This window comes from Burkholderia sp. PU8-34 (assembly GCF_053427725.1).
The window spans coordinates 44427-57339 of sequence record NZ_JBSAXC010000003.1 but is presented as its reverse complement, the minus strand read 5'-3'; the positions used below and the strand labels follow the sequence as shown (position 1 = coordinate 57339).

General features: G+C 68.3%; 10 protein-coding genes and 1 pseudogene. 7 read left to right on the top strand and 4 right to left on the bottom strand.

All coding sequences use genetic code 11. The annotated features are described in order from the left end of the window. Window positions 1–16: 16 nt before the first annotated feature. The 3 genes from ACV22Z_RS08550 to ACV22Z_RS08540 form a co-directional block, all read right to left on the bottom strand. Window positions 17–808, bottom strand: a complete 792-nt coding sequence (locus ACV22Z_RS08550) for an SDR family oxidoreductase (RefSeq protein ID WP_448075891.1) — start codon at window positions 806–808, stop codon at window positions 17–19. 37 nt (window positions 809–845) lie between these two features. Next, window positions 846–2039, bottom strand: a complete 1194-nt coding sequence (locus tag ACV22Z_RS08545) for a sulfotransferase family protein (RefSeq protein WP_448075890.1) — start codon at window positions 2037–2039, stop codon at window positions 846–848. A 151-nt stretch (window positions 2040–2190) separates the two neighbouring features. Beyond that, on the bottom strand, window positions 2191–3312 hold the full coding sequence (locus ACV22Z_RS08540) for a DUF1214 domain-containing protein (RefSeq protein WP_448075889.1): 1122 nt from the start codon (window positions 3310–3312) through the stop codon (window positions 2191–2193). A 130-nt stretch (window positions 3313–3442) separates the two neighbouring features. Between ACV22Z_RS08540 and cysD the strand changes: the two genes are divergently transcribed. The 7 genes and pseudogenes from cysD to ACV22Z_RS08505 all read left to right on the top strand — a co-directional run bounded on the left by cysD (window position 3443) and on the right by ACV22Z_RS08505 (window position 12167). Further along, window positions 3443–4423 (top strand): sulfate adenylyltransferase subunit CysD, encoded by a 981-nt coding sequence (gene cysD, locus ACV22Z_RS08535; RefSeq protein ID WP_448075888.1) that lies wholly within the window; start codon window positions 3443–3445, stop codon window positions 4421–4423. Continuing rightward, the gene (gene cysN, locus ACV22Z_RS08530) at window positions 4423–6339 is read left to right on the top strand and encodes a sulfate adenylyltransferase subunit CysN (protein WP_448075887.1); all 1917 of its coding nucleotides are present in this window, start codon (window positions 4423–4425) and stop codon (window positions 6337–6339) included. The genes cysD and cysN overlap by 1 nt, the downstream gene beginning before the upstream one ends. Window positions 6340–6472: 133 nt before the next feature. Next, window positions 6473–7663: a helix-turn-helix transcriptional regulator gene (locus ACV22Z_RS08525; protein ID WP_448075886.1), complete on the top strand. Its 1191-nt coding sequence runs from the start codon at window positions 6473–6475 to the stop codon at window positions 7661–7663. 232 nt (window positions 7664–7895) lie between these two features. Next, entirely contained in the window at window positions 7896–9263 is a 1368-nt protein-coding gene (locus ACV22Z_RS08520) for an MFS transporter (RefSeq protein ID WP_448075885.1), read from the top strand. After that, window positions 9250–10302, top strand: coding sequence for a lactonase family protein (locus ACV22Z_RS08515; RefSeq protein WP_448075884.1), 1053 nt, complete (start codon window positions 9250–9252; stop codon window positions 10300–10302). The genes ACV22Z_RS08520 and ACV22Z_RS08515 overlap by 14 nt, the downstream gene beginning before the upstream one ends. Window positions 10303–10390: 88 nt before the next feature. Further along, window positions 10391–10573 (top strand): annotated as a pseudogene (locus ACV22Z_RS08510) (fatty acid desaturase); the annotation flags it as partial. Window positions 10574–11078: 505 nt separating this feature from the next. Then, window positions 11079–12167 carry an endo alpha-1,4 polygalactosaminidase gene (locus tag ACV22Z_RS08505; protein ID WP_448075883.1) on the top strand — a complete coding sequence of 363 codons (1089 nt, stop codon included), beginning with the start codon at window positions 11079–11081 and terminating at the stop codon, window positions 12165–12167. Window positions 12168–12282: 115 nt separating this feature from the next. Here ACV22Z_RS08505 and ACV22Z_RS08500 read toward each other — a convergent pair whose 3' ends face one another. Continuing rightward, a complete protein-coding gene (locus ACV22Z_RS08500) occupies window positions 12283–12909 on the bottom strand; it encodes a hypothetical protein (protein WP_448075882.1) in 627 nt (208 codons plus the stop codon). Between the last annotated feature and the right edge of the window lie 4 nt (window positions 12910–12913).

Here is a 12913-nt window from a genome sequence, read left to right as displayed (position 1 = left end):
TCTGCTTCTCCATTCGTCAGGGCATGAAATCGCCGCCGTTCGCGTCGAGCGTCGCGCCCGTCACCGCGTTCGCGTAATCGGACGCAAGGAACAGCGCGGCACGCGCGCAGTCGTCGTCGGTCGGCAGGCGCGCGAGCGCGAGGTTCGACGCGATCGGCGCGATGATCTGCTCGTCGGTCATCCCGTGCTCGGCCGCCGCCTGGCGGAAGTAGGTCTGGGTCGGCACGCCCCACATCCACCCCATGTGGATGCTGTTCGCGCGGATCCCGTGCGCGCCGAGCTCACGTGCCAGGTATTTTGCAGCAACCGCGAGCGCGCCCTTCGATACAGCGTAGCCGGCTTCGCCTGCAAACGGCTTTCTGGTCGCCTGCGTGTTGATCATCACGATCGCGCCGCGCCGCTGCCGCTTCATCTGCGGCACGATTTCCTGCGTGAGCGTCATCGTGCCGAACACGTTGGTGTCGAACACCGCGCGCCAGCCATCGAGGTCCGCGGCATCGACCGGCTCCGGAAACGCGCCGTGCACGAACGCGCTGTTCACGAGCGCGTCGATCCGGCCGAACTGCGCGACGGCCGCGTCCGCGAGCTGCCGGCACTGCGTGCGATCGGTGATGTCGGTCACCTGCTTCAGCACGTCGCAATCGACGCCGAGTTCGCGAATGCGTTGCTCCGCGTCATCGAGCTTCGCGGCGGTGCGTGCTGCAACGACGACGCCCCGCGCGCCCTCGCGCGCAGCCTCGACCGCGAGCTTCACGCCGAGTCCGGGCCCGATGCCGGAAATCACGACGATCTTGTCCTTCAGCAACATGGCTTGTCTCCTGGTGGGTATGGCAAGCGCGGCGCGATCAGCCGCCCGCCTGCAGGTGGCGCGCGCGATACGCGGCGAAATCGTGCGCGAGCTGCGCATCGGTAAAGCCGAAGCGCGCGATCGAATAGTCGTGCGCGGCACGCTTGTCGCGGCCGTTGCGCGCGAGCCAGTCCTGCATCGTCGCGCGCGTGTCCGCGCCGAACGGCATCCCCGCGAAGCGGTAGACGGCCTCGGCGACGCCGAGCGGGTTCGCGACGGTGTCCTCGAAGCGCACGTCGAGAAACCGTTGCGCGGGCAGCGCGTCGCGCGCGGCCATCGCGGCGGTGATCGCGCGCGCCATGCCGGCACACCATTGCGCACCGACGACACGCGGGTCCGGATCGTCCGCGTACATCTGCCACAGCGTATGCGTCATGCTCGCGATCGACGGAATCGTCTGCGCCGGATCGCGATGCGTGAGCACGACCTGCGCGCGCGGGAACACGCGGCACAGCACGTCGAGCGCGTGCAGGTGCTGCGGCGTCTTCAGCAGCCAGCGCGCGGCCGGCGCGACGCCGCGCTGCGCCTTCTGCCACTGCAGGAACTGCAGCATCCGTTTCAGGTACGTATAGACCGGCGTGAGATCCTGCTGCGCGAGCCACGCCGTATAGCGCGGCACGTTCGCGTACGAATCCATCGCGCAGACGAACGCGTGCTCCATCAGCATGAACTCCTCGTCCGCGAGCATCGCATCGAGCGGATGGATCGACAGGATCTGCGGAATGCAGTCGATCATCTGCGCGACCTCGGCCTGCGCGCGCGCGATGCGCACGGTCGGCGCGTCGAGCGTCTCGCCGGCGAGCGGCGCCGGGTAGCGGGTTTCCCACCACGCGGCCGAATGAAAGCGCGGGTCGACCGCCAGCATCCGCTGCAGCAGCGTGGTGCCCGTGCGCGGCAGGCCGACGATCACGAGCGGATCGTCGATCGCGATGCCCTCGATCTCCGGATGGCGCCGGCAGTATTCCTCGACGATGAGCCGGTTGACGAGCTGGCCGACGAGCTTCTCGCGCATCATGGCCGCGCCGCGCACGGACAGGTTCGCTTCATCGATCAGCGACGCGCACATCACGTCGAGCGCTTCGCGATACGGTCCGTCGCCGAACGCGGTCAGGCCGCCCGCGCGCGACACAGCCTCCGCGATCAGGCCGTCGACCGCGAGTTGCACGTGCACGGGGTCGAGCAGCGCACTCATGCTGCCTCCCGCCGGGCCGCCCCAAGGGGCGTAGCAGGGAATTCGCGGAGCACCGCTCCGCGCCTGCGCAGCCGGCCGGCTTTGCAAAGCCGGCCGTGGACGGCAGCCGCCCCCTTGGGGGGCAGCGAACGAATGTGAGCGTGGGGGCTGTTCATACCGCCTCCTTCAACGTCGCGAGCTTGACTACGCGGGTGCGCGGATGCACGGGTTCGGCCGCGCCGACCCAGCGCCAGCAGATCGTGCCGGTGCGATGCCCGGCCGTGTCGAGCCAGTTCGCGCCGCCCGGCTCCGCTGCGGCGACGACCACCGTCACGCCGCCGTCGGCGTTCAGCCTCGCGCTGTGCTTGTTCACGCACACGTCGAAATGGCGGTAGTCGAGCGATTCCATCCAGTAGTTGTTGAGCTGCACGTTCCAGAAGTCGCAGTCGGGCACGCGCTCGACGTCGATCACGAGCGCTTCGTCGTCCGCGAGCGACCAGCACGAGTGGTAGTAGTAGATGTTCGGATCGCCGCCGACCGACTGGCACAGCGCCTGGTCCGCGGGCGGCAGCGCGTTCGCGTGCGGCCGGTAGCTCGCGGCCCAGTCGGCGAACAGCCGCGCCGTCTGCTCGACGAACTGCGCGGCGCGCGTGAGGCCGCCGTGCAGCGCGACGGGATCGAGCGGCGCGGGACGGTCCTGCGCGTCGATGCGTTCGATCTTCAGATGCGCAGGCGTCTCGCTGCGCCGGTCGAGAAAGGTCTGCCGCACGAGCAGCGCGTTCGTGCCGGGCTCCGTGCGCAGCCAGTTGCCCGCGCGCGGCGTCTGGCTCAGCACGATCTCGAAGCTGCCGTCCGGTGCGGTCGCGAGCTGCTTCGCGTCGAGAAAGCCGGTCTGCAGCATCTTGCCGTCGGTCTCGTAGCCGCCCTTCTGCGTGCCGAAGCTCAGGTACGCGACCGTGCCGCGCCGCCCCGTCACGCGATAGTCGAAGCGGCCGTCGAGGCGCGCGTATTGGTACAGGTTGTCGGGGTTGTCCGCGCCGATCTTCGCGGTCTCGTGCGACGGCGAGAAGAAGCCCGGCCACGCGCCGTCCGCGAACTCGACGTGCATCTCGAGCGCGATGCGCATCAGCCGGCTCAGGTACCGGAACCCTTCCGCGCGCGTGAGCGGATCGTCCGGCGCTTCGGCGCGCAGGATCTGCTGGCCGCTGCGTTTCAGGGTGTCGCAGAAATCGGCCCAGGTCTGGCCCGAAAGCAGTTGCGTGGCCAGTTGCGTGGCACGTGTGTCGTCCGTCATGTGTCGTCTCCGCCGATGGTCGAGCGTCCACGTTAAACGTCCGCACGGCGCGCCACTTCGTCCGGGTGGACTAAGGAAAGATCCGCTGCACCGCCGCGCCGAGTTTTAGTCCACCCGGACGAAGTGCGACATGCCCTGCGCTCGCTACCTTTGGCGTCATGCACGATTCGCCGCACACGTCGCGCGGCGCCGGCATGAATCAAGGAGACGAACGATGTTGACCCACTTGGAGCGGCTGGAGGCCGAAAGCATCCACATCATGCGCGAGGTGGTGGCGGAGAGCGACAACCCGGTGATGCTGTATTCGATCGGCAAGGACAGCTCGGTCCTGCTGCATCTCGCGATGAAGGCGTTCTACCCCGCGAAGCCGCCCTTCCCGCTGCTGCACGTCGATACCACCTGGAAATTCCGCGAGATGATCGCGTTTCGCGACGAGACGGCCGAGCGCCTCGGCCTCGACTTGCGCGTGCACATCAACCCCGAAGGCATCGCGCAAGACATCAACCCGTTCACGCACGGCTCGGCGCTGCACACCGACGTCTGGAAGACCCAGGGGCTGAAGCAAGCGCTCGATCAGTACGGCTTCGACGCGGCGTTCGGCGGCGCACGCCGCGACGAGGAAAAATCGCGCGCGAAGGAACGCATCGTGTCGCTGCGCTCCGAACAGCACCGCTGGGACCCGAAGCGGCAGCGCCCGGAACTCTGGTCGCTGTACAACGCGCGCAAGCGCAAAGGCGAAAGCCTGCGCGTGTTCCCGATCTCGAACTGGACCGAGCTCGACATCTGGCAGTACATCCAGCTTCATGACATCCCGATCGTGCCGCTCTACTTCGCGAAGGAGCGGCCAGTCGTCGAACGCGACGGCACGCTGATCATGGTCGACGACGCGCGCCTGCCGCTCGCCGAAGGCGAAGTGCCGCAGATGCGCAAGGTGCGGTTCCGCACGCTCGGCTGCTATCCGTTGACGGGCGCGATTGAAAGCGATGCGACGTCGCTCGACGACATCCTTCAGGAGATGCGGGAAACGCGCACGTCCGAACGCCAGGGACGCCTGATCGACAGCGATTCGGCCGGTTCGATGGAGAAGAAGAAACAGGAGGGCTATTTCTGATGGCACACGTTCTCACCACGCGCGGCGGGCCCGCGCACCCTGCTCGAAATGCGCACGTCGAGGACGACGCGCAAACGAAGGACCTGCTGCGCTTCATCACGTGCGGCAGCGTCGACGACGGCAAGAGTACGCTGATCGGCCGCCTGCTCTATGAATCCAACATGCTGTTCGACGATCAGCTGAGCCAGCTCGAAGCCGATTCGAAGAAGCACGGCACGCAGGGCGGCGACCTCGACTTCGCACTGCTCGTCGACGGCCTGTCGGCGGAACGCGAGCAAGGCATCACGATCGACGTCGCGTACCGCTTCTTCGCGACCGCGCGGCGCAAGTTCATCGTCGCCGACACGCCCGGCCACGAGCAGTACACGCGCAACATGATCACCGGCGCGTCGACCGCCGATCTCGCGGTGATCCTGGTCGACGCGCGCAAGGGCCTGCTCACGCAGACGCGCCGCCACAGCCATCTCGCTGCGCTGATCGGCATCCGGCGCGTCGTGCTCGCGATCAACAAGATGGATCTCGTCGATTACGACTGCGCGGTGTTCGAGCGCATCGACGCAGACTACCGTGCGTTCGCCGCGGCGCTCGGCCTGCGGGAAATCGTCAGCATTCCTCTGTCTGCGCTGCGCGGCGACAACGTGATCGTCCCGAGCATGCAGATGCCGTGGTACGGCGGCCCGACACTGATGCAGCACCTCGAGACGGCGCCGCTCGACACGCGCGTCACGCAGGACGAGCCGTTCCGGCTGCCCGTCCAGTGGGTCAACCGTCCGCACCTGAATTTCCGCGGCTACGCGGGCAGCGTCGCGTCGGGCGAGATCCGCGTCGGCGAGCGCGTGCGCGTGCTGCCGTCCGGCAGGGAGAGCCGCATCGCGTCCGTCATCACGCCGGCGGGCGTAGCTGACGTCGCGCGCGCCGGCGAAGCAGTCACGCTCACGCTCGCGGACGACATCGACATCAGCCGCGGCGACATGATCGCGCACGCCGACGCGCCGCCCGAGGTCGCCGACCAGTTCGAGGCGACGCTCGTGTGGATGCACGACGAGCCGCTGCTGCCAGGTCGGCCGTATCTCGTGAAGATCGGCACGCAGACGGTCGGCGCGACGTGCGCGACGCCAAAGCACAAGATCGACGTGAACACGCGCGAGCCGCTCGCCGCGCGCACGCTCGCGCTGAACGAGATCGGCGTGTGCAACCTGAGCTTCGACCGGCCGGTCGCGTTCGATCCGTACACGCAGAACCGCCATACGGGCGGCTTCATCGTGATCGACCGCTACACGAACGACACGGTCGGTGCGGGAATGCTGCACTTCGCGCTGCGCCGCGCGCACAACGTGCACTGGCAGGCGATCGACGTCGACCGGCACGCGCGCGCCGCGCAGAATCGCCAGACGCCGCGCATCGTGTGGCTGACGGGGCTGTCCGGCGCCGGCAAGTCGACGATCGCGAACCTCGTCGAGAAGCAGCTCCACGCGCTCGGCAAGCACACGTACCTGCTCGACGGCGACAACGTGCGGCACGGGCTGAACCGCGATCTCGGCTTTACCGAAGCCGATCGCGTCGAGAACATCCGGCGCGTCGCCGAGGTCGCGCGGCTGATGGTCGACGCTGGCCTGATCGCGCTCGTGTCGTTCATCTCGCCGTTCCGCGCCGAACGCGACATGGCGCGCGCGCTCGTCGGGCCCGGCGAGTTCGTCGAGGTGTTCGTCGACACGCCGCTCGCGGTCGCGGAAGAACGCGATCCGAAGGGGCTGTACAAGAAGGCCCGGCGCGGCGAGCTGAAGCACTTCACCGGCATCGATTCGCCATACGAAGCGCCGGCGCATCCGGAGCTGCGCGTCGACACGGTGGCCGAATCGCCGGAGGACGCCGCCGCGCGCATCGTCGCGTACCTGCTGCATGAGCGTACGACCTGAGCGCACGGTGTGAACGGGGCCTGAACCGGCCTGAGCGCTGCCCGCGCCGTCTACTCCGTTCGGATGACGCGGGCCGCCGCCGGATCCGTATGCTCGAACGGCCCCCCTGATTCCGTTCAAGGAGATTGCGAGCATGCGGATCGCTGTTCCGTCCTGCGGCGGCGACGCCACCCACGACTGCTTCGACGATGCCGCGTGGACCGCGCGCGACCTGGATGCATGGCTCGCGCTCGTCTATCGCGGCGCGACCGAGGCGACGCCGTGGGCCGGCTTTCTCGAAGCGATCCGTGCGCAGCTCGACGCGAGCTTCACGACGCTCGTGCTGCGCAGCCCGGGCGGCACGCGGCGCGGCCTCATCATCAACGCGTCGGCGCACGGCCCGCTGCTGCCCGGCGAGCCGTCGTACAGCGAGCAGTTCTATGCGCTGTGCCCGTTTCTCGACGAGCCCGCCGGCCACGTGTTCACCGCCGACGCGCTGTTCGGCGAAGCGGCGTGGTGCGCGCACGACTTCTACCGGCAATACCTGCAGCCGCTCGACCTGCGCTACATCCTCGGCGCGAACCTGCGCGGCGAGCGCGGCGTCGAATGCGCGTTCTTCGTGAGCCGCGCGCACGGCTGCCGCGATTTCGACGCGGCCGAGCGCGCGCGGGTCGCGGTGCTGCTGCCGCACCTGCAGCGCGCGGTCGAGCTGCACGCGACGCTCGACGTGGTCGACGCCGAGCGCGCGCTGTACGCGGGCACGATCGACCGCCTCGACGTCGGCACCGCGATCCTCGACGACGAAGGCCGCGTGATGAAGCGCAACCGCATCGCGGAGCGCCTGCTCGACCGGCAGGACGGCCTGTGCGTGCGCCAGGACCGCCTGCACGCGTCGTGCCCGCTCGACGAGCGCCGGCTGCAGAAGGCGATCCAGGCGGCGCTCGACCACTTCCGCGCCGGCGCGCTCGGCCGCATCGAGGCGACCACGCTGTCGCGCCCCGGCGGCGCAATGCCGCTCAACGTGCTGCTGCGGCCGCTCGCGCCCTATCGCGGCGCGGAGGACCGGCGGCACCGGCCGGCGATTGCCGTGTTCGTCCGCGATCCGGCGTCGTCGCCGCAGACGTCGCGCGACATGCTGCACAAGCTGTTCCGCCTGACGCCGATGGAGACCGAGATCGCGCTGCTGCTCGTCGACGGCCTCACGCTCGACGAGGCCGCCGCTGCCGCCGGGATCACGAAGAACACCGCGCGCGCGCACCTGCGCGGAATCTTCGCGAAGACCGGCGCGACGCGACAGGCCGTGCTCGTGAAGACGCTGCTCAACAGCGTGGTGTCGATGGCGTGACGCGGGCGGCGGGCGACGTGCTCCGCCAGCCAGCCAACATCATCCGTCATCAGACATCAAAACATTGAATTTCCACAGCCACTCTCACCCCACCCTCCGGTAAACCGCCGATTTCGGGTAAACCCGTGGCGTCATGTGCGTCAGCAAAGCGTAACATGTTGTACGACGACATACTACTTAGCCTAACCACACCGGCACCGAACCGCCTGCCGCACCCCGCCCGGAGACACCCTTGACCACGCCCTCGCCCGCCCTGGCCGGCCGCGACCCGCTCGCGTCCGCCGTCTCGAAAGTGAAATGGCACGTGCTGCCGCTCGTGCTGATCATGTTCATCGCCAACTACATCGACCGCGTGAACGTCGGCTTCGTCGACCGCCATCTCGAGGCGTCGATCGGGATCGGTGCAGCCGCCTACGGGCTCGGCGCCGGGCTGTTCTTCGTCGGCTACGCGCTGTTCGAGGTGCCGTCGAACCTGCTGATGCAGCGCTACGGCGCGCGCGTCTGGCTCGCGCGGATCATGGCGACGTGGGGCATCGTCGCGGCCGCGATGGCGTTCGTGTGGAACGACACGTCGTTCTATGTGCTGCGCTTCCTGCTCGGCGCGGCCGAGGCCGGCTTCTTCCCCGGCGTCGTGCTGTACCTGACGCAATGGCTGCCGCCGCAGGAACGCGGCAAGGCCATGGCGATCTTCCTCGGCGGTTCGGCGTTCGCGTCGGTACTGTCCGGGCCCGTCACGGGCGCGCTGCTGTCGATCCACGGGCTCGGGCTGCAGGGCTGGCAGTGGATGTTCGTGATCGAAGGCATGTTCTCGGTCGTGCTGTGCGGCGCGAGCTGGCTGCTGCTGAAATCGCACATCCGCGACGCGACCTGGCTCACGCCGGACGAGCGCACCGCGCTCGAAACCGCGCTCGACGAAGAGCGGACGAAACGCGACGTACGATCGCACGTGCACGTGCCGAGCATCGCGCTGCTGAAGGATCCGCAGATCGTGCTGTTCTGCTTCCTGTACTTCTCGATCCAGCTGACGATCTATGCGGCGACCTTCTGGCTGCCGACGATCATCCGCAAGATGGGCGGCCTCACCGACTTCCAGGTCGGGCTCTACAACACGATTCCGTGGATGATCGCGATCGGCGCGATGTACGGCTTCGCGGTGCTGTCCGCGAAATGGAAGCACCCGCAGCGCTGGCTCGCGTTCGCGCTCGTGCTCGCCGCCTGCGGGCTGTTCGCGTCGACGTCGCACGACCCGGTGTGGTCGTTCGCATCGATCTGCTTCGCGGCGCTCGGCTTCAAGGCCGCGTCGTCGCTGTTCTGGCCGATCCCGCAGGGCTATCTCGACACGCGCGTCGCCGCGGCCGTGATCGCGCTGATCAACTCGATCGGCAACCTCGGCGGCTTCGTCGCGCCGACGGCATTCGGCTATCTGAAGCAACATACGGGTTCGATCACGGGCGGCCTGTATGCGCTCGCGGTCGCGTCCCTCGTCGCCGCGGTCGCCGCGCTGTTCGCCCGCACGCACCGGCGCGGTGATCCGCCGCGCGGCCTGCCGGCCGACGAGTCCTTCACGCGTGCCCCGATGCTCCGCCATGCCGAACACTGATCGCCTCACCGTCATCGTCTCGAATGCGACCGACGGCCATCTCGCGACCTTCTCCGTCAATGCCGGCAGCGGCACGCTGGCGCCGCTCGGCTTCCATCCGGCAGGCGACGTCGTGATGCCGCTCGCGCGCTCCGCCGACCGCACGCGGCTCTTTGCGGCCACGCGCGGTGAGCGGCCCGCGATCGTCGCGTTCGACGTCGAACCGGGCACCGGCGCGCTCGCGCGCGTCGCCTCCGCCGCGATCGACGCGAGCCTCGCGTACCTGACGCTCGACGGCAGCGGCCGGTGGCTGCTCGGCGCGTCGTACGGCGGGCATTCGCTGAGCCTCTACGACGCCGCACGCGTGCGCGCCGGCGACGGCGTGCCGCTGCAGGTGATCGGCGGCATCCCCAATGCGCACGCGGTGATCGTGTCGCCGGACGACCGATTCGCGTACGTGAGCTCGCTCGGCTCGGACCGGATTTTCTGCTTCGAACTCGTCAACGACATGCGCGGCATCCGCGTGATCGAGCACGGCGAGGCGCGCGTCGCACGCGGCTTCGGGCCGCGCCACCTGCGGCTGACACGCGACGGCCGCACGCTCGTCGCCGTCAGCGAGTTCGAAGCCACGCTCGCCGTATTCGCGCGCGACCCGGACAGCGGCCGGCTCGGCGACGCGCGCATCTCGGCGCGCCCCGCCACGCTCGCGCAACTCGCGTCCGGCCATGCGCGGCCGCCGGCGCCGGCCGAACCGGCGGTCTGGGCCGCCGACCTGCACCTGAGCCCGGACGAACGCTTCGCGTATGTGTCCGAGCGCACGACGAGCCAGCTCATCTGCTTTCTCCGCAACGCGGACGGCACGTTCGCCCCCGTGCACGCGACGGCGACCGAAACGCAGCCGCGCGGCTTCGCGATCGATCCGTCGGGGCGGTATCTCGTCGCGTGCGGCGAACAGTCGGAACACGTGTCGGTCTATGCGATCGCACCCGACAACGGCACGCTGTCGCTCGTTGCGCGCGCGAACGGCGGGCGCGGCGCGAACTGGGTCGAGTTCGTGTGACGCAGGGCGGCTGGCGGGTCTGCGCGATTGCGCTTGCCATCTCCCGTCACCGCCGTTCGCTTGACGTGACGCCAACCCGACGCCCCAAAGCACGCATGAGATCCATCACTTCGTGGTGCGCGACCCCTTCTATATCCGCCAGCTCACCGCGAAGACCGCGCATGCGGCGCTGCGCGAAGTCGGTGTGCGCTTCAACGACGTCGGCACCTTCGCGCGCGCGAATCGCTGGGGGTCGTATCGTTCCATGCAAGGCCGCCAGGCCGACTTGTAACAGAAACCGTAACCAGCGGTAATCGCTTCGCGTTCACGCGATACCTGAAGCTCGCCGCGCGGGACACCGGCACCGCGTGGCGTCACGCATTTGCATGCCGATTCGTCTGTCCTTACGCGTTGTTACGCGACACACATCTCGTTACCTTTGCAAAAACCCTGCTCGGTTAAAGTCGGTTTCCAATTAATTTAAATCATCAGATTTAAAGGTCAATTGGTCTAATCAATAACAACCTCGATCTCTCCATCAAGCCGGCGCGCGCGAAACGTACGCGATACGCATGCGGCGGCGGAGAGTTGGCGGCGTCCAAAACCGCCCCACGTTCGGCCTCGCCGGTGCCACGGCAGACCGGCCGGACGTCGTTTGCAGATCCCCTCGATTACGGTTCCGGACACACATGCGGGCGCTGCCTCTGCGCGCCCCGGTGCGTCGCGGCGTGGCGTGGGGGGTGTCCCGGGTTGCCATGCAACCGCCCAATCGAACTGAACTGAACAGGAATAATCCGATGCGAAGAATTGCCCCGTTGGTCCTATCCCTCATCGTCCCCGTGATGCTCGCCGCCTGCGGCGGCGACGACGGCGGCACCCAATCCGCGAGCGCCCTGAGCTGGAACGGCGGCTGGGGCAGCCGTAGCGGCTCGACCTCCACGTCGTCGACGGGCTCGGGCACGTCGACGAGTTCGTCGAGCACGACCTCCAGCACCGGCACGACCAATACGACCACGACGACGACCGCGTCGAGCGGCCCCGGCTTCGCGGTCCAGTCGCCGTGGATGTCATACTACGGCGACGACACGACCATCGACCTGAACCGCTCGGCCAGCACGTTCCGGATCATGGACGTCGACCTCGATCCGGGCGTCGGCAACTTCGTGCCGAGCGACATCGTGACGCTGAAGAACAACGGCCAGAACAAGGTGCTGAGCTACCTGAACCTCGGCTCGTGCGAGCACTGGCGTGACTACTGGAACAGCGTGCCGAGCGGCTTCGTGTCGTGCGGCGCGAACAAGGCCGCGCAGCTCGGTTCGTACCAGGGCTACTCCGACGAGACGTGGATGAACGTCGGCAACGCGGACTACCAGAACCTGATCCTGAACTTCGTCGCGCCGCGCCTCGTCGCGCAGGGCGCCGACGGCTTCTACCTCGACAACCTCGAGATCGTCGAGCACGGCACGTCGACCACCAACGGCCCGTGCGACGCCGCGTGCAGCCAGGGCGGCCTCGACCTCGTGCGCAAGCTGCGCCAGAAGTATCCGAAGCTGCTGATCGTGATGCAGAACGCGACCAGCGACGTCACGCGTCTCGGCACCACCGGCGGCGTGAAGTTCGCGAGCCTGCTCGACGGCATCGCGCACGAGGAAGTCTACAAGCCGACCTTCGACAGCCAGGCGCAGCAGGAACTGCTGAACTGGAAGGGCATGAACCTGACTCCGGGCGGCCACCCGTTCTGGATCGCGACGCTCGACTACGTCGGTTCGTGCACGGATACGACCGATGCGTCGAGTGCGTACACGTCGAGCCGCTCGCATGGCTTCACGCCGTATGTGTCGGATGCGAGCTCCGGCCAGAACGAGGTCTGCTACTGGGGCCTGTAATACCCCCGCTGTCCGCCCGACGTCGCGCGCCTGTTGCGCGTGACGGCCGGAGGCCGGGCGCATCGCCCGCCTCCGGTTCCACTCTGTGCGGCGCCCCGCAGGCGCCGCGTACGCGCTACGAACTCGCGTGCCGGTTGCCGGATCCGACGACGGGTGCCAGCAGCTGACGCACCAGCCCCTGCGCGACACTCGTTGCCGCATCGCGGCTCCAGCCCGTGCGGCTCGCGGTGCCGCTCCACACCACCGCGCCGGTCTGCAGGTCGATGATCTGCAGCGCGATGCCGATCGCCGGCTCGCCGTCAACCCCGACCTTGTAACGCCACTCGTTCACCGCGCCCGTCAGCCCGTAGCGCAGGTGATTGTCGGTCGCCCACTTCTTCGCCTTGCCGAGGTCGGTGCCGGTCCAGTCCGTGAACATGCCGTCATCGCCCGGCGCGCGGTACTCGCGCACGTCGGCATAGCCCTGCGCGCGCAGGAAGCCGGCGACGATCGACGCGGCCCGCTGCCCGGCGTTCGCGGTCTCGGTGTTGTTCTCGATCGGCAGGATCGCCCAGCCGGTGTTCGCCATCCGCAAGTCGCTGTTGCCGCCGGTCGCCTCGAACGGCGACACGGGGCCGCTGTCCACCTGCGCACAGCCGGCGAGCAGCGCGCCCGCCGCCGCCAGCGCCATGCACCAGCGGCGGGCCGTCCATCCATGCCGTGCCGGCTTGTCCGCCGCATGCGGCGTTGCGCTCTCGTTCATTTCG